This is a genomic window from Methanosarcina sp. MSH10X1, from assembly GCF_004099695.1.
Classification (GTDB): Archaea; Halobacteriota; Methanosarcinia; order Methanosarcinales; family Methanosarcinaceae; genus Methanosarcina.
Genome location: NZ_SCHL01000012.1, coordinates 1 through 18,876, shown reverse-complemented (window position 1 = coordinate 18,876; position 18,876 = coordinate 1). Strand labels below are relative to the sequence as shown.

Here is an 18,876-nt window from a genome sequence, read left to right as displayed (position 1 = left end):
GATTTTTTCCTTCTTTTCCTCTTTCTCCTTTTCAGCTCACCGATACTTCAAAAAGGCCTTCTTTTTCCTCTATGCTGAATTTGACATCAAGGAACTGTTCAGTAACCCAGATATTTGTCGCAGCATGGAGAGAAAGTTCCCTGACCGTATAGGAACTGCTTCCTGCAAGAGCCATATAAGGTATTAGCTGGTCTGCCAGGTGGGTGTCTACAGAAGCTCCTGATCTAAGTTCAGGAATAATTTCGTCTGCAGCATGTTTGCCCACTTCTTCTGCGGGAAGCCCCCTTTCCCCAAGGGCACTCCCACCTGTATAACCTGTCCAGAGAGTTATCCCGCTTCCGGTGGAAAAGGCTTCAAAAGATTGAGTTTCGATCCGGGAGGAATATCCGGCTTCCATTAATCTCGCGGCAGCAGCTTCAGCCTGGCGTAAAGGTACATGAGTCGGAAGATTCGAAGCATGAGAAACCCCCTTTATTTCCTCTTCTTCTTTTAAAAAGTGAAATCTTTTTAGTCTGCACGGTTTAAAAAAAGCTAAAATTTTTCCTCCCCCTTTAGGATAGTAACCGTGTTCCTTCAGGGTTACGCTGCCTGAATAGCCAAGCCTTTCCAGAGCCTTTAAGGTCACATGCTGCAGGTAATCCATTGTTGGCGACCAGGCCACATCAGTTCCTCCTCTTACCGTGAGTTCGACTTCCCCTTTAGCAAACGGCAGGGCGGGCATAATGCACTGGAGAAGCAGAGTTATGCTTCCTGCGGTCCCAATATCGATATCATACTTACCCCCCTTTATTTCCACTGGAGCAAAAGAAAGTTCAGTAGAGCCTGGGAAAAGCCCCGAAATCCGGGCTTCACAGATCCTGGCTGCAGTTTCCAGAGCCTTTAAATGCTGCTGTTTAAGGCCTGGATTTGGCCTGTTTTTCCTGATATTCGTAACCTTGATTTCTTTCCCCGTAACTGCGGAAAGAGCAACAGCTGTTCTGACCATCTGTCCTCCCCCTTCACCATAAGAGCCATCGATTTCTAACATTTCCTTCCCCACATTCCTGCCCTGATTCGATCTTATCTTATTTCACTGCCTTCTTTTTCTTTTTTTTCCTTTATTTTTCGGACTGCAGCTTTTACAGCGGGTCTTAGAGGGTCTACAAGCATGGAGACCGGTGGTGCGTAGCAGGTTTCCAGATCAAGGAAATCTCTGATAGTTGTTTTCTTTCGGACTGCGAGGGAAAGGGCATCAATTCTTTCTTTTATTCCCTCTCCACCTGCAAGCTGAGCCCCCACGAGAACCTCATCTTTGAACAGGAGTTTAATGTACAGATCTTTCCGATCCGGATAATAGGAAGCTCTTGTACGCCCCCTGGAGAATCCTGTGATTACGTTTATTCCGCGGCTTTCAGCCTCTCTTGAAGTAATGCCCACTCCACCAAATTGCAAATCTCCTGCCACAGCTACCCAGGGGCTGGCAAGCGGCCTGAAAGTAGTATATTTTCCTGTGATATTGTTGGCGATTATATCAGCCATATATCGGGCTGTTGTGCCCAGTTGACTTAATCTGGCTTCCCCTGTTATAAGGTCAGTTACTTCTACACATTCCCCACCTGCATACGCACAGGGAAGAAATTCTTTTCCTGCCTTAACCTGGAGCATCTCATTTACAATTATCCCTCCGGCTTTTCCGATTTCGATCCCTGCCTCCAGGGCAAGGGAAATTTCAGGCCTGACACCACTCGCAAAAAGTACAAGGTCTGCAGGGAGCTGCCTATCCTCTAAATACAGGATTTTTTCTTTCCAGAAACTTTCCGGAAAAGCCACAGTAGCCCTGGTAATAACTTCAATTCCGAGATTTTCCAGATGCTCTCGTATAATCTCAGAGATGTCAGGATCAAGTTGTCTGGAAAGAAGGTTTTTGCTTCTGCTTATGAGGCAACATTTTATTCCCCTTCTCGCAAGCGCAACTGCACACTCTATCCCTATCGTCCCTGCACCGATTATACAGACTTTATTAACAGTTTCCAGGGCTTTTTCAAAAAGCATTCCATCAGCAAGGCTTCTCAGGGTAAAAATGCCGTAAGGGAGGATATTTGCGCTGCCTGCTCTAGGTATAAAGGGCATGCTGCCTGTGGCAATCACGAGTTTGTCAAAAGGATAAATTCCTTCCCCTGTCCGGACAATTTTTAAATCCAGGTCTATTAAACTGGCGCACTCATTTAGCCGGACATTTATCCCGTTTTTTCGGAAGAAATCCTGGGGCTTTACTATCAGTTTTTCAAAACTCTCAATTTCCCTGCCCAGAACAAAAGGAATTCCGCAATGGCTGTAAGCAGTATGGGAATCTCTTGACAGTACGGTGATCTCAGAATCACTCTGTCTTCGAACTTTGGTGGCAACTGCCATGCCACAGGCTCCCCCTCCTATAATAACCACTCTTTCAGAACTTTTTTTTTCAGGGTTCTGTGTGGATATTGTTCTATGAAATTTTCCCTTAACTCCGGCTGCTTTCTGGATACCATTATATACAGCCCTCTCTGCGGCAAAATCGCTTCCCATACTGCTAATAATTGCATTTCACGCCTATTATAAGTTTTTAAATGCCCGAAAAGTTTCCAGGCTATTGAATACGGGAATTTTTATAACTGTCTTATCAGGCTTTCTTAAAAACAGGTTCTTTTCAACATTTGAGCTTATATGGAAAACAGATTCTGGTGTCTCTGATATATTTGCAAAAACTGAAAAAATGCTTCTTCACTCCAGTGGGGGTCGAACGAGCGAGTTTGGGAGTGGGGGGTTAGTACATAAAAAAGTTTCTATGTCTCGCCCGTTCAACTTTTTACAAGTCCTTTGTTTTATATAAACTTTTCTAAATTTTTCCAGTTTATTATTTTTAATATTTTTTAAATCTCTTTTGAAGTGGTTCCAAAATAACTCTTCCGAGATTGTTTTGAAAGTTAGTATTTTCAACAATATCAGGCACGAAAAAACGATCCCGACTTGATAGAACTTTTTAAATAACCACAAAGTTCTTAAAGCCTGCGGGCATTAAATACATGAATTTAAAATATGTGACGCACAGGATACCTCTTTCGCTGAACTTCCTTTAGAGGTGGGCGAGAGCGTTCTGTCAGGTCATGTCATTGATTAACAGCTTCATCTATTCATCATTGCTAAATTCGTAAAGATATCCAATGTAACTAATCCATATGCAAATATAATAAAAACTTCAGATTTACTGCATTATCACTCAGGGCTAAAATAACCATTCAATGCAAAACTGAATTCATACATTATCACCCATGAAGTAAAAGTCAAAAAGTGCTCTCAATAAACCTGATACGCATTTAACTTTCCGCTTACCAATTATCACTACGCAGCTCCTTAATTTACGGGATAGGGCGTCTTGCATATTTTGGCTGCTCATGCCCGGATTGCCCGCATTCAGGGGCATTTCTTGAAAACTTGAGTTATCAGGCTCATTGAAATGTGAACACTTGTTTTGACTACAGGCTCTGAAATCGTATCAGCGCCATAATAAAAACTTATGTTAGGGCGAGGGCTTGCGGGCAGATGTGGAAAGCCTCAGGAACAACACAGGTATTATTGTCTGCCCAGCTTGAAACTCAGAGCATCTCTGCCTAAGAGAGCCTTAAGCCAGGCTAAATACAGACCTGGGAACTAAAGGTTCTCGTAAGTAAGTGCTTTCAGCAGATCGCGTATATTTCTGGCATTCTGCCGGATCAGATCTCTGGCATAAGTATAATGGAAATTCCAGGCAGGTCCGGAGACTTATTTCCGGCGACAATTGTCATTAATTCTTAATCTGCCTCTTCAAGGGTGTTTTATCCCTGGTCCGACATAAATCTGATTTTTACTATTTTTGCATGTGCAGACTTTACGAGTTTTCGGAGTATAGAGAATAGTTTGTATTATCAGGAAACTCGATGGATTGTAATCCAGAAAATCAACCAGTCAAAACTGTTAGGAATAAATTCCTAGTGTATATAATTTGAAATAACTATCACGATAAATCATTCACAATATCTCAGGAGAATTCATATGCAAAATACAGATACTACAAAGTACATCATCCATTCTAAAATCAACGCTGATGGGGTAATTGAACGTCCTGATATCGTAGGTGCGATCTTCGGGCAAACTGAGGGGCTACTTGGAGCTGATCTTGACCTACGTGACCTGCAAAAAACTGGCAGGATTGGAAGGATTGAAGTAATGGTTACGGCTAAAGGGGGAAAAACCAAAGGAAATATCTTTGTTCCCTCAAGCCTTGATAAGGTTGAAACTTCAATTCTTGCCGCATCTCTGGAAACCATAGACAGGGTAGGACCCTGCAGTGCCAAAATCGAGGTTTTCCAGGTAGAAGATGTAAGGGCTGTAAAGCGCAAGAAAATTATCGAAAGGGCAAAACTCATTTTTACCAAAATGTTTGATGAGACCGTGCCCGAATCCCAGGAGCTGGCTGATGAAGTCCGTCAGTCCGTAAGAGTTGACGAACTTACTTACTATGGGAAATCCAGGATTCCCTGCGGGCCGAACGTACTTAACTCAGACGCAATAATCATTGTCGAAGGGAGAGCTGACATTCTCAACCTGCTCCGTTATGGTATCAAGAATACCATCTGTGTGGGAGGAACAAACATCCCTCCTGAAGTTGCGGAGCTTACTAAAAAGAAAACTGTTACGGCTTTTACTGACGGGGATCGTGGCGGAGAACTCATAATACGTGAGCTTCTGCAGGTGGCAGACATTGACTATGTTTCCCGTGCTCCCGATGGAAAATGCGTGGAGGATCTTGTCCAGAAAGAGGTTATAAGAGCTCTGCGCCGGAAAGTACCTGTAGAACAGATCATTGAGAAGTACGGAATCCAGGAAAGGGAAGGCGACGAAAGTGCCTGCAGAGTGGAGAGAGGCACAAAGAGAAAAATGAGGACACCTGAGATTGTCCCCCGGATTGCTGAGAAGAAGCTGCACAAGCGTATTAAGGTTCACAGGGTATCTCCAAAGCCGGACCTTTATGGAGAGGAACTCTCCGAAGAAGAAGCAAGGCAGGGCGAACCTGAAAAGGCTTTCGAAAAGGTGGCTGAAAAAGTCCAGGAAACAGCTTCTGTGACTGCAGAGAAAGTCAAAGCAAGACCTGTTGTCGCAAAACCCCATATTTCTGCAAGGGCGGTTCCTGCTGCCGCCAGAGTTTCCAGAGAAAAACCTGCCGAGAAGGTTTCGGCTGCCGTCAAAGTTCCCGGAGGTGAGGCAGTCAGGGTATCCCCTGCCCCGGTAAAAACGGCTACCGTTTCTCCTGAGGCCGCCAGGTTCAGGCCCCATGTCGACGCTCTGAAAGGAACTCTAACTGCCAGAATTCTTGACTCCCAGGATAAGGTAATAGAAGAAATTGCAGTCCGGGACCTTGCCAGCAGGCTAAAAACCTATAAAGACAACATCCAGAGTATAGTTTTTGATGGTGTAATTACTCAGAGGCTCGTTGACATCGCTTCGAGTAACGCAATTAAGAACCTTGTAGGTGTAAAAATAGGCAACATTGCTAAGGTTCCAGCTGATATGGAAGTTCTGACCTCAAGCATGCTTTGAGAGATCTTTCCTCTCTCAATTTTTCATTTCCCTATCACTCTTTTTTGTTTGGAATGTTTTTATAATAACATATCTTTCTTCCAGAAGTTATCGATTTTCTCCTTCTCGATTCCCTAAAGTCAATACTTAATAACCTAAAATTTTTTATAGGACTAATTTTCTATGGATTATTATTTTATGTCTAATCTTTATGTACGGGAATCTTGGTTTCACTACGATTTGGCATTATTTCACACTATGGTGCTAAACTTCACACTTTCTGCCATAATCCTTCATTATTTATCATACACATTATATGAAAAACTTTATCATAGAAAACTAGGAACTACATTTCCTCGGATAATTCTTTTATCCGATTCAAGATAATATTAAATTGATCTTGTAAAATTGTAGGTCTGTTCGCTATGCACAAGGAAGAGCTCATACAACTGCACACATATATGGCCCAAATGAAGAGGTACTTCGAAAGGCACGGAGTAACGCACGAATTCGATGATTACAAGGCTTTGTCCATAAGCCCTGTACACATTCACCGGAGTAAAGCGGATCACAAGCGCGCGATTTTTATTTTAGGAGGCGAGCTTGCAACTCTAATGTCCCGGGATGACCCTATCTTTGAGGAAACATCAACCCAGATGAGGGATTCACTGAATTCCGTCATCAAGCTTATGGGTAATAACTGATAGGGCCTTTGAAAGTGACAAAGAATTTGTTGTCTGAAAGTATAGGTTCCATATATTTTTGTTTTGAGATAAGAAGACGGTAAGGGTGAAGATGCATTTTCATCACCATGCCATCCTCTCCATCTGAATAATATTTTTTTTCAGTCCAGCAGGGTACGAATCCTATCGATCTGTATAATTTCTGCGCTCCTGTGTTACTATTTCTCACTTCGAGCCTCGCATATCGAAGCCCGTTTGCAACAAAAATATCACAGATAGCATGAATAAGCTCTTTACCTATTCCTCTCCCCCTATATTCTTGTCTGACGCCTACAGAAAAAATATGCCCCTCGTTTTCTGCGGAACGGTAACCTACCACATACCCTACGACCTTGCAGTCCTGCTCCGCGACAAGGAAACCATCTCCCACGGTTTCGTAAAAGCTCATATATAAAAGGGAGTTGTGCTCCGAAAAGGCCTCGCTCTCAATTTCAACTACTTCACGGAAGTCCTCAGGTGCAAAACGCCTTATCATAATATCTAATATATTCCTGCCATTTTATTATTTCTTCGAGAGGGAGAATTCTTTCTCAAGTCCTGCAGTCAGGCTTCGTAAAACTTGTTTTAAAGCATTTATTTTGAAATCAGCATACAGGCTCAGAGTTTCCTGACATGCCTGACATCTACTGCGACTCCTCTACTGGACTTTACCATTTCCTCTCCGCCCATTACAGCCCGCCCTACGCAGAGCGCTTTTTTTCCAAGTACAATTACCTCGTCATTGGGCCGTATTCCAGGGTCCGCCTGAATAACCCCCGGGGCAAGAATGGAACCGCGCGGGAGAAAATCATCAATTTTTACAAGGTATTTTTCACTTTTTAACATCAGCTCAGCCCCCTCAAGGGAAAGCGCAAGCATTCCATATTGCGGAACCAGAGTTGCAAGTTGTTTTTTCCCGACAAAGAGCTGGTACTTGGGGAACCTGCCTTTGACCGCAAGCTTTCCTGCTTCTTCAGAGAAAAGAGGTGCGGCCTCTCCTCCGAACTGATATTCTGCAATTGCTCTCAGGAAATTCTTTTTCTCCTCCTCGGCATTCAGGCTTTTCTTGCTGAAGTTTTCGGCTGTACAGATAGATTCAACGGTGTTCCTGAGACTTGAAAGAGCCTCTGCGGATACAAGATTTCCAGTAGCAGTGTAAGTTATTTCAATACCGAGCTTGCTTGCCGCCCGTTCACAGATTTCCCTGTATGCGCCTTCTACGTGAGCTACCACAGCCTTATATCTGTACATTGAGAGATAAGTCTCAAGGCAGCCGGAAACCCAGGCTTTTTCTTCTTCATCCCAATGCCCTGTAACCGCAGTATCGTAATGGGAGGCAGGGTATGTTAGTTCCAGTTCCCTGGGCACTATCCCAAGAGGTGAGGTTAAAACCACTTCATGGACAAACTTTCGGTATTTGCCAAGCGCCAGAATAAATTTTTGATGGGACTGTGAGGTTGAATAAGGTTTCCTTGCCGAGCAGGGGAAAAGCACAAGAATCTCAAGTTCAGGAGGTGTATACCTTTCCTTTACGCGCCGTGCAAATCTTGCCACCTCGATTCGGGACAGAGCTTCGGAAGTATCCGCAAGAAGCTGGTTTTGCCGAAAAGCAGGAATTCTCTCCTCCAGATAGGAATATTCGAAATCGCCAAGTCTTAACAGGGCTGTGAGCCAGGGCCTGACCCTGCACTGGCCTTCTATATACTCTCTTAATGTTCCGGCCCTGATCTTTTCCCGCACAAGGGAAAGTTCCGCTTCGAGGGCATCCTTATTGTGGACTGAAAGAAACCTGGCTCTCTCGGTTTTCGGGAGCTTTCTGAGCTCCTCGGGCGTACTTGAGGCACATACCCTGCACCTGCAGGGAAACTCTGTCAGGGAATCGAGATAAAAGTTGCCTGCTGCTGTCAGGTAGATATCCGAATAGGCTGCAATTTCCGCCCTCGTGTCGTCCAGAATATCAATTCCGAGATAGACCAGCATGGCTACGTTTTCAGGAAGCGCCAGATTAGGGGCGTAAAAAGCTGTATCGGGAGGAATCTGGTTTTTAAGCTCTATTACAGTGCCAAGAAACCTTCTTGCATTATTTTCCAGGGTACCTGCCCCTTCCATTATATACAGGTCGGTTTTTTCAGGCTTTTCTCCTACTCTCAGGAGAGAGCCTGTCGGGCCTTCAATGTTTTCACTACTGCTGGCAGTAAATCTTTCGATTATTCCCAGGGATTCAGCTGGAATGGCAGGCGGATAAGCTTGATGCGGCAGAATTATTAGGGTTCCCTTTCCTGCTTTTTCCCGGATTTGTTTTATATGCCCCTCAAGCTCTTCATCGGATTTTACAGCCCAGAAACTTCCCGCATCAACAACAGGGCCAGGGCTTTCAAGCTTTCCGAGTTCTGCCGTACTCAAAATGCAGGGCGTACGAAGCTCGGGAGACAGCAGAAGTTTTCCAATCCTTGCTGCTCCATCTCTCTGTTCTATCTCAAAGTACTGTGTCATATCTGTCCTCTTATCTCTATCAGGATGTAAAGGTTTGTCCTGCACTTTTTCCTGAACGCTCCTTTTATTGCCTGCTTTTCTGAACCTGAAGAATGCTCAGCTTTACGTTTTATTCTTTATAGCTTTTCAGGAGGAAGGAGGATGGTATATTCTTATATATTATTAATCGTGATTATCTGCTGCAACTCATCTTAACTCATCTTTCATTTGTCTGTCCCTAACCATGACAAAAATTCTATTTTTTCACATAGGAATTTCAATTTGAGGTTTAGAATGGATATAACTGCAGAACTTAAAAAAATCGTTGGTGGACGACTTTCAGTTTCGCCATCGGAACTTTATTGTTATTCTTCTGACGCATCCCAGGTCAAGGGGATGCCTGATTACGTGGTACGCCCGAAAAGCACAGATGAAGTAAGCCGGATTGTCAGGCTTGCCTATGAGAACGAGATTCCTGTGACTGCAAGGGGAGCAGGCACCGGACTTGCAGGCGGGGCAGTCCCTGTCGGAGGGGGTATTGTACTCGATATGTCGGGTATGAACCGGATTCTTGAAATCGATATTGATAATATCCAGGTTGTCGTGGAGCCTGGAATTATTCAGGACGCTTTAAATAGCGCGCTAAAACCGTATGGTTTTTTCTTTCCTCCCAATCCAGGCAGTTCAGCCATGTGCACTATAGGGGGTATGATAGCTTACAATGCAAGCGGTATGCGCTGCGTTAAATACGGCACTACCAGAAATTATGTGCGCGACCTTGAAGTGGTGCTTGCGGACGGGACAGTTATCCATACAGGTTCGAAAATGCTGAAATCCGCTGCAGGATATGATTTAACCCAGCTTATTATAGGTTCGGAGGGTACTCTCGGCATTGTCACGAAAGCCAGCCTGAAGATCGCTCCTCTCCCGAAAACCCGAAAACTGGTCATCGCATCCTTTGAAAATGCGGAAATTGCAGGGCAGGCCGTTGTAAAGACTTTCTCAAACGGGGTTATACCTTCAGCCTGCGAGATCCTGGATAGAGTTTCCCTGCAGGTGCTCAAACGTTACGACCCTAACCTTGTGCTCCCTGCGGAAGGCGACGTGCTTCTCTTCGAGGTTGACGGCACTGAAAGTTCGGCACGTGAAGCCGCAGAACAGATAATGAAAGTCTGTGCTCCCCTGACGCTTTCAATAAGGCTTGCAGAAAGTGAACATGAAATGGCAGATATCTGGGCAGCCAGAAAGCTTGTAGGGGCTGCGGTTTCCCGTCTGGATCCGACCAAGACCCGTATCTATGTCGGAGAAGACGTGGGAGTTCCCATAAAGCAGATTCCTGAACTGTTAAAGCGAGCGCAGGAAATCTCGGAGAAATTTAACCTGCCTGCTATGAAGTACGGGCATATAGGAGACGGAAACCTGCATCTTGCCCTCTTCATCGATGTCTTGAATAAAGATGATTGGGACCGCCTGAACAGGGCTGCGGATCTGATCCACAGGACAGCAATTGAACTCGGAGGCACGGTCAGTTCCGAGCATGGAGTAGGTGCGGCAAGGGCGGAGTACATGGAAGCCCAGTGGGGTCCTGCTCTTGAGGTAATGCGTGCAATCAAAAAGGTCCTTGACCCGAAAGGTATACTGAATCCGGGGAAGCTTGGGCTGTGAAAAACATGAAAAACGAAGAAAAAAAAGAAATTGAACAGGTGAAAGAGCCGGATAAAACCGAAATTACCGGTAAAGAGTGTGGAAAACAGGCTTTTGAAGTTGACCGCCGGTCGGTTTACAAATGCGTGCAGTGTGGAACCTGCCGTTCGGTTTGCCCTGTATTTGATGTGGTAGGGTGGGAATCTGCCAATACACGCGGCAGAATGCTCATTATTAAAAGCTTAATCGAAGGCAGGTCTCCTTCCGAAGATGTTTTATCTAGCCTGGCTTCCTGCACAACCTGCGGAATCTGCGCTTCCAAATGCCCTGCAGGAGCAAATCCACCTGAAGTTGTGGAAGCTGCCCGTACCCAGCTTGTGAAATGCGGCATCACAACAGGAGCACAGGATAAACTGAAATCGGGAGTCCTGACTCACGGGAACTCTTTCGGGGAAACGAAATCCCGCAAACACTGGCTTTCCAAATCTGAACTTTCAAAGCTGCCTGAAAAGTCCGATTACGTTTATTTCGTGGGATGTTTCGATTCCTACCGCTATCCGGAGTTTGCCAGAAAGACGTTTGGAGTCCTGCAGCGCTTTGGAGTCACCCTCCTGCCTGATGAGCAATGCTGTGCTTCTCCTCTCCTGCGCACAGGATTTAGAGAGGACGCAGAAAAGGTCATGGAGCGCAACCTAGAGCAGATCAGGAAAGTGGGAGCGCACACGATTATTACAAGCTGTGCAGGCTGTTATACAACCCTCAAGAACAATTACCCTGAAGAACTCAGGGTTATCAGCCTTCCTGAGTTTCTTGCCGAACACCTGGAACAACTCAATTTGAAGAAACTTGACCTTGTAGTCACCTATCACGACCCCTGCCATCTGGGCAGGCACAATAAGGTTTATGACGCTCCCAGGAAAGTTATCCAGGCAATCTCTACCCTGAAGGAGATGAAAAATATTAAAGAAAACGCACGTTGCTGTGGCGGCGGAGGCGGGGTAAGAATAGGATATCCTGATATCTCACTTGAACTTGCGAAAAACAGGCTTCAGGACGTGCCGGAAGGTGTGGATTACATTGTCACTTCCTGTCCACTCTGTGTAAGAAACCTCAGGGATGCGGGCGGAGATATCGAGGTTATTGACATTGTAGAACTCGTGGCAATGGCAATGGAATAATAATCTGGCTACTTCTGAGTCTGGATATTTTAAGTTTAACTGCCTGCCTATGATTAACTTCACTAAGAGTCGGCTTTATCGGCTCACCCTTTCTTTTTTCTGTTTCTGGTCAATTAATCTTGTCTTCAATCTTCATTTTTCCGGACTGAACCTTCGTAGCAATTATTTTATCTCTTTTCGAGTTTTCTCTTATTTTTTCCGAGTCTTCTGTAGATGCTCTCTGGTCTCCATTAACAACATATAACACCATATTTTTATTTCAGGAAAACGACTCTTGTTTACCGGATTTTACGGCAGAATATGAGCTTTAGAAATAGGTTAGGAGAACAGATAATGAGTTGTAGACCTATAAAATTTCGTAATGTTTCACCTGATACATTTTCCTGCATGAAGAAAAAGCTTCAGAACGCTGGCATCCATGTTCCGCCAGGAAATAGAGGGGAACTATCTGGCAAAGGGATTACTGCGGATTTCGAATGGGATGGGCAGTCCAATCTCATCGTTACAATTACGGAAAAACCTTTTATAGTCAGTTGTGAAGTCGCAGCCATGAAAATAAAAGGCTTCGTAAGAGAGTGTCATAGTTCGTAAAGGAAATCCGGAATAGTCTGGGATGAAGCATGAGTGAAAGAAAGATTGATACTGAAGGCTGCCAGGGAATCAAATTCAAAAATGTAACCCCTGAAGTATTTTCCTGCATGAAGAAAAAGCTTCAGAATTATGGGATGAAAGTTCCATGCGGAACTTCCGGGATGTTTGAAGGAAATGGAATTATTGCCCACTTTAGCTGGGATGGTGAGGCAAACCTGGTAATTGAGATCAAGGAAAGGTCTCTGAATACTTACTGCGGGCAGGTAAGCGGGAAATTCAGGGCTTTCTTCCGTGAGTGCCAGGGACTGTAATATTGCTACGTACCAGCATGTCGTGTTTGATTCACAATTCTCAGGTAAAGAACGATTAATCGATTCATTCAAATTTTTATGCAAAGAACCTTTACCTTTGCCGCTTCTCTTTCCTTCTTATCAGACACTTTTGGGCGTTTCCAACAAGATCAAGTCTTCCTGCTTTTTCTAGAGCCTCATATACAAGCTCGTAGTTTGCAGGGCTCCTGTAGTGCATAAGGGCTCTCTGCATGGCTTTCTCTTTCTTGCCTCTTGCAACATACACTTCTTTACCTGTGAAAGGGTCCAATCCTGTGTAATACATGCATGTCGATACGGTCATAGGCGTTGGAGTGAAGTCCTGCACCTGTTCGGTATAGCCTCCATGTTCCCTCACATACTCTGCCATCTCTATCATATCTTCAAGGGTACAGCCCGGATGCCCTGACATCAGGTAGTTTACTATATACTGTTCTTTACCGCATTTCCGGTTGAGAACTGTAAATTTCTGGGCAAACTTTTCGTAGACTTCCCTGCCCGGCTTGCACATTGCATTCGTAACCTGCCTTGAAAAGTGTTCGGGTGCGACCCGCAATTGTCCGCTAATGTGATAAGTGCAAAGTTCTTCGAGATACTCTTCATCCTTAAGAGCCAGGTCATAGCGTACGCCATAGCCTGTAAAGACCTGCCTGACCCCTGGAAGCTCGCGCAGGCGGCGCAAGAGTTCTAGCAGTTTTTTGTGGCTGGTATCAAGTGCAGGGCAAATGCGAGGATAAAGGCAGGACTTGTCCAGACAGGCTCCTTTTTTCTCCCAGGTTCCGCACTCCATTCCGTACATGTTTGCACTTGGGCCGCCCACTCCGTTTATGATGCCCTTGAAATCCGGTTTTTCTGTGAGTTTTTTAGCCTCATGCAGGACGGACTCGATGCTGCGACTTGCAATCATGCGCCCCTGATGCTGAGTAATTGCGCAGAAGGCACAGCCTCCGAAGCAACCCCTGTGAGTTGTCAGGGAGAATTTTACCATTTCCAGGGCAGGAACAGGTTCGGTATAGGATGGATGGGTTTCGCCAGTAAACGGCAGTTCGTATACATGATCCATCTCAGCTTCTGTCAGGAGGCGCATTGGTCTGTTCTGCACGATTACAGTTTTTGGGTGAGGCTGGATAACCCCTTTTCCATTAACTGGGTTCTGTTCCTCGAAATACATGCGAAAAGCTTTTGCAAAAGCTGCTTTATCCTGGGAAACCTCTGAAAAGGAAGGAATTCCGATATATTCGTTTAAAAATTCGGCTGCATTTCCGGCTATTTTCCCATATTTTTGTCCGGACTTGTTCTCTTTCAGTTCATGTTTGTCCGATCTCTTTTCCGGCTTCTCAACTCCTTCTTTTAGTTCTTTCCAGGCTTTAACTTCCATTTTCCAGACTGTACCCGGAATATCTCTGATATTTTTTATGTCTTCGCCGGCTTGCAGTCGTTTTGCGATTTCCACAATCTGGAGCTCTCCCATACCGTAGATTATGAGATCAGCTGGTGCATCAGCCAGGATGGACTGCCTGACTTTATCCGAAAGATAATCGTAATGGGCAAAACGCCGTAAAGAAGCTTCAATTCCTCCCAGCACTATAGGCACTTCAGGGAAAGCTTCCTTTATTCTGTTCGAGTAGATGATTACCGCGCGGTTCGGGCGAAGCCCTGCTCTGCCTCCGGGAGAGTAAGCATCCTTGTCTCGTGGCTTCAGGCCTGGAGTAAGGTTGCTGACCATAGAGTCAGTATTTCCTGCGCTTACAGAGAAGAAAAGCCTGGGCTTTCCGAGTTTCTTAAAATCTTCAGGACTGTCCCATTGCGGTTGGGCAATTATTCCTACTCTGAAACCGGCATCTTCGAGGACTCTTCCTATTATTGCCGTGCCGAAACTGGAATGATCCACATAGGCATCCCCTGTAACCAGAATAATGTCAAGTTCTTTCCAGCCGCGAGCTTTCATCTCCTCAGGGCTCATTGGAAGGAATTTCGATACAGGTATGCGGGAAGAAACGGATTTCTCTTTTTTTCTGCTTTTACTCCGTTTAGTTCCGGATCCTTTTCCCGATCCTTTCTCTGCTTCTGTGGGAGATTTTATCTCTGGAGGCTTTTTTTCTGCTTCTGCCGGATGTTTTACTTCTGAAGGTCTTACTCCCTTTTCCCCTTTTTCCGGCTTTATCCCAGGCTTTGTTCCTGATTCATCCCGCTTTATTGGTTTCTCCACTTCAACTCTTTTGGGAATGAAAGAACCTGTTTTTCTCCCCGAGCCCTCTTTATTCGGCTTTTCTGAGCTCAAACTCTTATTCTTCCTTGAAATTGCTCTCTCTCCGGTCATAATTTATTTTAAGACTCCTTACTTTCTTTGATCTGGTTAAAAGGCTATTTGGGCTGTTCTATATTCGGACTGTTTTATATCTGGACTATACTTATGGAGCCTCTTGTATACTGATTTCATTCGCCCATCATCATTTTTAGCATTCTGTACGAAGCCATAATCTGGTTGTTCCCGTCCCTGTCCGCAGGAGCTCCATGTCCTGAGTACAGGGTTTTTACATCCAGCTTTGTGAGCTTTTCTATCGAGCCAGCCATCTTTTCAGGTTCTGAACCTTCAAAATCCATTCTTCCGAAGCCCCCGCCTGGAAAAACAGTATCTCCGGAAAAAAGGCTTTTTGAAACTGGCTCATAGAGGCATATACTCCCTTTAGAGTGACCCGGTGTATGGATAACTTCCAGATATTCCCCATTCCCTATGTCAATTTTATCCCCTTCTTCATATGTAACTGTGGGCTTGACCGCAGGAGCCCGTTCCCCGAAAAGTACGGACACGCTGAGATATTCGTCACTTACACCTTCCAAGTCAGCTTTGTGTATTCCGACTTTCGCACCGCTCTTTTCTGCAATTGCTGCCGCTGCCGCAGTATGATCATAGTGGCAATGGGTCAGGATTATAAGTTCCAGGTCTGTAAGCTTTATATATTTCTCCAGTTGCTTGATAATCAGGTCGCTGTTCATTCCTGCATCAATCAGGACTTTTCCGTTTACCAGATATACGCTGGAATCGTAAGCTGTGGGGCAAATGTACCGGACTTCCATGTTTTTTCCTCCTTTGTTCCTTTTTTCTTTTTCCTTGCTTTTCCCTTACTCTTTCTCTTGCTCTTTTCCTTGAGCTCTTTGCACTATTTCCCAGGTTCACTTCTGGCTTTTTAAAGTCTCAGATTTCAGATATTAAAAGCCCTGCGTGCATTTTCAGTAGTCGATTTTGCGATCTCTGCCGGGTCCATACCTTTAAGTTGCGCTATCACAGGGATTGAGTCTACTATGAAGGCAGGCTCGTTTCTGCCTTTGCGGGAAGAAAGGAAGGGACTGTCGGTTTCCAGAAGCAGGTTTTCAAGGGGTACGGCTTCTGCAAGAGCCTGGTGATGTTCGGAAAAGCAGACAAGAGTTGCCAGAGAAATATAGTATCCCTTATCCACGATTTCCTGCATTGTCTCAGCAGGACCGCTATAGCAATGATAGATAACCGTATCTATATCTCTGACAAGCTTCAGCACTTCGGCTTCAGCCAGCCGGGCATGCACTACAAGTGGTTTGTCCAGCTCTTTTGCAAGCTCGATCACTTTTTTAAATGCCGCGGTCTGCCTCTCACGCTCCTCATTTGTTTTACAGTCCTGAAAGTCCAGGCCTGCTTCCCCAATACCCACTGCTTTTCCCGCATTTGCTTCAATCTGGGCAAGAATATCATTTATCTCTTCATCCGCCCCTCCCCTGCCAATATCAGGACTCAGGCCAAGTGTGGCATGAATATCTTCGTGCTTTTCCGAGAGTTCAAGGCTTATTTGGTTGCCCTTCAGGGTAATTCCGGAATTTATCATTCCAACAATTCCTGCTTCCCTGGCTCGGAGAATAGTCTCTTCCCTATCGCGGTTAAATTTAGGAAAATCAAGATGGCAGTGAGAATCAATAATTGGATAAGACATGGATCTGTATTCCATTTCATTTTATTTTACTTTTTATACACGATTTATGGAACACAGACCCGAAAAAAGAATAGCAGTTCTTATCCGAGTTTTTCGTCTTTTAATTTTATCCTTTAACTAACATCCGGCTTCTTTCGGTCAGTTCTAATCTGATCCGATCGGCTTAGCTTTTTTCTTCTTTTTTGTAAAGGAGGTTCATTGCATTTATAAGGGCTTCTACCGAAGCCATGACTATGTCCGGGTTTGCGGATCTTGCAGTTACGATCCTGCCCCTCTCATTTTCAAGCCCTATGTATACGTCTGCAAGGGCATCTGCTCCGCCTGTAATTGCATCGATCCTGAATTCCTGGAGTTTGAAATGATTACTTTCTCCCAGGATATCTCTTACAGCATTGAGAGCTGCATCCACAGGCCCAACCCCTGTCTTTGCCGAAATAGTTTCCCTGCCTTCAATGTCTGCCTTGACTACAGCAGTGGGTGTCAGGATATTTCCTGTCATTACGGAGACTTCTTTGAGTTTAATCAGTTCTTCTTCAGAACTTGCTTTCCCGAGTACGGCAGAAGCAACCGCATAGAGGTCCGCATCCGTAATCTGTTTTCCCTTATTTGCAATTTCCTTAATCCGGGATACGATCTCATCGAGCTGCTTATCATTGGTAATTATGCCTGCAGATTCGAGAGATTGTTTGACTGCGTGTTTGCCGGTGTGTTTTCCAAGTACAATACGCCGTTTATGTCCTACCATTTCCGGGGTCATTATTCCGGGCTCGAAAGTATCGGATTTCTCAAGTACCCCCTGGCTGTGGATTCCCGATTCATGGGAAAAGGCATTCTGACCTACAACAGGTGTATTCGGAGGAAGTCTGACTCCAGTATAGTTTTCAATCAGTTTTGAAGTCTCTACAAGGTATTCGGTCCGGATATTCGTTTTTGCCCCATACATTGCAATCAGGCTCATGACTGTCTGGGAAAGATCGGCATTTCCTGCCCTTTCTCCGATGCCATTTATTGTAACCTGAACCTGGGACGCGCCTGCTTCGACTGCCATAAGACTGTTTGCTACGGCAAGCCCGAAATCATTGTGGCAATGCACGTCAATGGGAATGCTTATTTCGGCTGCGATATCTTTTATCTGCCTGTACATTGCAGATGGAACCATAACACCTACGGTGTCTGGCACGTTAATAATATCGCAACCTGCTTCCTGGACCGCCTTGAAAACCTCTATCAGATATTCGGGTTCGGTCCTCGTAGCATCCATTGCAGAAAACATGCACTTACTCCCGTGATCTTTGATATACTGGACAGCTTCCACAGCCAGTTGAATTACTTCTTCCTGGCTCTTTTTGATAGTATATGTCCGCTGTACTTCAGAAGTAGGGACGAAAGTATGCACAAGTCCGACATCGCTTTCAAAACAGGCATCGATATCTTTTTTCAACACACGGGCAAGTCCGCAGACTTTAGCATCCAGCCCGGCATTAGAAATCGATTTTACGGATTCTTTATCTCCTTCTGATGAGATCGGAAATCCGGCTTCTATTATGTCTACCCCGAGTTTGTCGAGTTGATGGGCAATTTCCAGCTTCTGGGCAGAAGTCAGGGATACCCCAGGGGTTTGTTCTCCGTCGCGCAGTGTAGTGTCAAAAACAGTTATCGTTTTATTCTGCATGGGTTCGATGTAAAAATCGATCCCTTCTTTCAGTTCTTACATTCATGGTAATCATCTACTTGAATGTAGATTTCTGGTATATAAATCCGACGTAAGTTTTTTGGAGTTTGAATTTAGGTTTTACTTTTTGGCTTTCCGACAGAAAATTATTTATAGTAGATACACCCTTCTAGGGTTGCTTCTCAGGATGTCACACGACAACCCGGAGAAGGAAAAACGGAATCTGAAAAACGGGACTTGAAAAACGAACCTTAAAGGTACCAGAAAAACGGAACCTGAAAAATGGTGACAGAAGGTGCCTTGAGATGTTGTTCTCGGAACAATGGCTCATAAAAACGGATAAAGTTAGGGATTCAAAAGTACAACTCTTTTGAAATCTTTCAACTATTTCTCATTTCCCTCTTTCAAATTTGTTCAAGCTCCTTTGCAGGAGAAGATTTATATACAAGGCGTTCCTTGTATATAGTCCTCACACAAATCAAATGTGTTGAGGGGAATGATACAAAGCTTTATATACAAGAAATGCCTTGTATGAATCCCTCTTACAGCACGATTGTGTTGAAGGGAATAACACAAAGCTTTATATACAAGAAATACCTTGTATATGATCCTGCGCAAGTTGATTGCGTGGGTCAAATCACATATCTCTTTCATCTTTTAATGGAGTCAGGAGTTATTTCCTGACTGACGAGGATTTTGTCGGTTCGGTTAATTCTGGGCGGTGAGAGTTTTTCA

General features: G+C 44.7%; 15 protein-coding genes. 6 read left to right on the top strand and 9 right to left on the bottom strand.

Going from position 1 to position 18,876, the window contains the following annotated elements; genetic code table 11:
• Positions 1 to 31 precede the first annotated feature (31 nt).
• Positions 32 to 1,027: an RNA 3'-terminal phosphate cyclase gene (gene rtcA / locus EQO05_RS10365; protein ID WP_128506258.1), complete on the bottom strand. Its 996-nt coding sequence runs from the start codon at positions 1,025 to 1,027 to the stop codon at positions 32 to 34.
• A 32-nt stretch (positions 1,028 to 1,059) separates the two neighbouring features.
• Positions 1,060 to 2,544 (bottom strand): NAD(P)/FAD-dependent oxidoreductase, encoded by a 1,485-nt coding sequence (locus tag EQO05_RS10360; protein ID WP_128506256.1) that lies wholly within the window; start codon positions 2,542 to 2,544, stop codon positions 1,060 to 1,062.
• Positions 2,545 to 4,047: 1,503 nt separating this feature from the next.
• Between EQO05_RS10360 and dnaG the strand changes: the two genes are divergently transcribed.
• Both dnaG and EQO05_RS10350 read left to right on the top strand, forming a co-directional pair.
• On the top strand, positions 4,048 to 5,592 hold the full coding sequence (gene dnaG / locus EQO05_RS10355; protein WP_128506254.1) for a DNA primase DnaG: 1,545 nt from the start codon (positions 4,048 to 4,050) through the stop codon (positions 5,590 to 5,592).
• Positions 5,593 to 5,996: 404 nt separating this feature from the next.
• On the top strand, positions 5,997 to 6,275 hold the full coding sequence (locus EQO05_RS10350) for a UPF0058 family protein (RefSeq protein WP_128506252.1): 279 nt from the start codon (positions 5,997 to 5,999) through the stop codon (positions 6,273 to 6,275).
• Here the strand turns inward: EQO05_RS10350 and rimI are convergent.
• Together rimI and arcS are read right to left on the bottom strand one after the other, a co-directional pair.
• Positions 6,259 to 6,789: a ribosomal protein S18-alanine N-acetyltransferase gene (rimI, locus tag EQO05_RS10345; protein WP_128506250.1), complete on the bottom strand. Its 531-nt coding sequence runs from the start codon at positions 6,787 to 6,789 to the stop codon at positions 6,259 to 6,261. The genes EQO05_RS10350 and rimI overlap by 17 nt on opposite strands.
• Positions 6,790 to 6,911: 122 nt before the next feature.
• On the bottom strand, positions 6,912 to 8,786 hold the full coding sequence (gene arcS / locus EQO05_RS10340) for an archaeosine synthase subunit alpha (protein WP_128506248.1): 1,875 nt from the start codon (positions 8,784 to 8,786) through the stop codon (positions 6,912 to 6,914).
• Positions 8,787 to 9,059: 273 nt separating this feature from the next.
• Here arcS and EQO05_RS10335 point away from each other — a divergent pair, with 273 nt between their 5' ends.
• Both EQO05_RS10335 and EQO05_RS10330 read left to right on the top strand, forming a co-directional pair.
• Positions 9,060 to 10,430, top strand: a complete 1,371-nt coding sequence (locus tag EQO05_RS10335; RefSeq protein WP_128506246.1) for an FAD-binding oxidoreductase — start codon at positions 9,060 to 9,062, stop codon at positions 10,428 to 10,430.
• Positions 10,427 to 11,587 carry a (Fe-S)-binding protein gene (locus tag EQO05_RS10330; protein WP_128506244.1) on the top strand — a complete coding sequence of 387 codons (1,161 nt, stop codon included), beginning with the start codon at positions 10,427 to 10,429 and terminating at the stop codon, positions 11,585 to 11,587. Before EQO05_RS10335 ends, EQO05_RS10330 begins: the two co-directional genes overlap by 4 nt.
• A gap of 109 nt (positions 11,588 to 11,696) precedes the next feature.
• Here EQO05_RS10330 and EQO05_RS15570 read toward each other — a convergent pair whose 3' ends face one another.
• A complete protein-coding gene (locus EQO05_RS15570; protein ID WP_164888530.1) occupies positions 11,697 to 11,837 on the bottom strand; it encodes a hypothetical protein in 141 nt (46 codons plus the stop codon).
• An 83-nt stretch (positions 11,838 to 11,920) separates the two neighbouring features.
• On the opposite strand from EQO05_RS15570, the gene EQO05_RS10325 reads away from it, so the two are divergent.
• Both EQO05_RS10325 and EQO05_RS10320 read left to right on the top strand, forming a co-directional pair.
• A complete protein-coding gene (locus EQO05_RS10325) occupies positions 11,921 to 12,178 on the top strand; it encodes a hypothetical protein (RefSeq protein ID WP_128506242.1) in 258 nt (85 codons plus the stop codon).
• A 29-nt stretch (positions 12,179 to 12,207) separates the two neighbouring features.
• Positions 12,208 to 12,489, top strand: coding sequence for a hypothetical protein (locus EQO05_RS10320; RefSeq protein ID WP_128506240.1), 282 nt, complete (start codon positions 12,208 to 12,210; stop codon positions 12,487 to 12,489).
• Positions 12,490 to 12,580: 91 nt separating this feature from the next.
• Here EQO05_RS10320 and EQO05_RS10315 read toward each other — a convergent pair whose 3' ends face one another.
• From EQO05_RS10315 to EQO05_RS10300, 4 genes are all read right to left on the bottom strand, one after another.
• Positions 12,581 to 14,470, bottom strand: a complete 1,890-nt coding sequence (locus EQO05_RS10315; protein ID WP_128506351.1) for a YgiQ family radical SAM protein — start codon at positions 14,468 to 14,470, stop codon at positions 12,581 to 12,583.
• A 473-nt stretch (positions 14,471 to 14,943) separates the two neighbouring features.
• Positions 14,944 to 15,585 (bottom strand): MBL fold metallo-hydrolase, encoded by a 642-nt coding sequence (locus tag EQO05_RS10310; RefSeq protein WP_128506238.1) that lies wholly within the window; start codon positions 15,583 to 15,585, stop codon positions 14,944 to 14,946.
• Between the two features lie 125 nt (positions 15,586 to 15,710).
• Positions 15,711 to 16,469 carry a TatD family hydrolase gene (locus EQO05_RS10305; protein ID WP_240664567.1) on the bottom strand — a complete coding sequence of 253 codons (759 nt, stop codon included), beginning with the start codon at positions 16,467 to 16,469 and terminating at the stop codon, positions 15,711 to 15,713.
• A gap of 163 nt (positions 16,470 to 16,632) precedes the next feature.
• Entirely contained in the window at positions 16,633 to 18,141 is a 1,509-nt protein-coding gene (locus EQO05_RS10300; RefSeq protein ID WP_128506234.1) for a 2-isopropylmalate synthase, read from the bottom strand.
• Positions 18,142 to 18,876 lie beyond the last annotated feature (735 nt).

Bases quoted from the DNA above. Each gene is read 5' to 3' on its own strand.
- dnaG (WP_128506254.1), top strand. From the start codon at position 4,048: ATGCAAAATACAGATACTACAAAGTACATCATCCATTCTAAAATCAAC.
- arcS (WP_128506248.1), bottom strand. From the start codon at position 8,786: ATGACACAGTACTTTGAGATAGAACAGAGAGATGGAGCAGCAAGGATT.
- EQO05_RS10335 (WP_128506246.1), top strand. From the start codon at position 9,060: ATGGATATAACTGCAGAACTTAAAAAAATCGTTGGTGGACGACTTTCA.
- EQO05_RS10305 (WP_240664567.1), bottom strand. From the start codon at position 16,469: ATGTCTTATCCAATTATTGATTCTCACTGCCATCTTGATTTTCCTAAA.
- EQO05_RS10350 (WP_128506252.1), top strand. From the start codon at position 5,997: ATGCACAAGGAAGAGCTCATACAACTGCACACATATATGGCCCAAATG.
- rtcA (WP_128506258.1), bottom strand. From the start codon at position 1,027: ATGTTAGAAATCGATGGCTCTTATGGTGAAGGGGGAGGACAGATGGTC.
- EQO05_RS10310 (WP_128506238.1), bottom strand. From the start codon at position 15,585: ATGGAAGTCCGGTACATTTGCCCCACAGCTTACGATTCCAGCGTATAT.
- rimI (WP_128506250.1), bottom strand. From the start codon at position 6,789: ATGATAAGGCGTTTTGCACCTGAGGACTTCCGTGAAGTAGTTGAAATT.
- EQO05_RS10325 (WP_128506242.1), top strand. From the start codon at position 11,921: ATGAGTTGTAGACCTATAAAATTTCGTAATGTTTCACCTGATACATTT.
- EQO05_RS10315 (WP_128506351.1), bottom strand. From the start codon at position 14,470: ATGAGCCCTGAGGAGATGAAAGCTCGCGGCTGGAAAGAACTTGACATT.
- EQO05_RS10300 (WP_128506234.1), bottom strand. From the start codon at position 18,141: ATGCAGAATAAAACGATAACTGTTTTTGACACTACACTGCGCGACGGA.
- EQO05_RS10320 (WP_128506240.1), top strand. From the start codon at position 12,208: ATGAGTGAAAGAAAGATTGATACTGAAGGCTGCCAGGGAATCAAATTC.
- EQO05_RS15570 (WP_164888530.1), bottom strand. From the start codon at position 11,837: ATGGTGTTATATGTTGTTAATGGAGACCAGAGAGCATCTACAGAAGAC.
- EQO05_RS10360 (WP_128506256.1), bottom strand. From the start codon at position 2,544: ATGGGAAGCGATTTTGCCGCAGAGAGGGCTGTATATAATGGTATCCAG.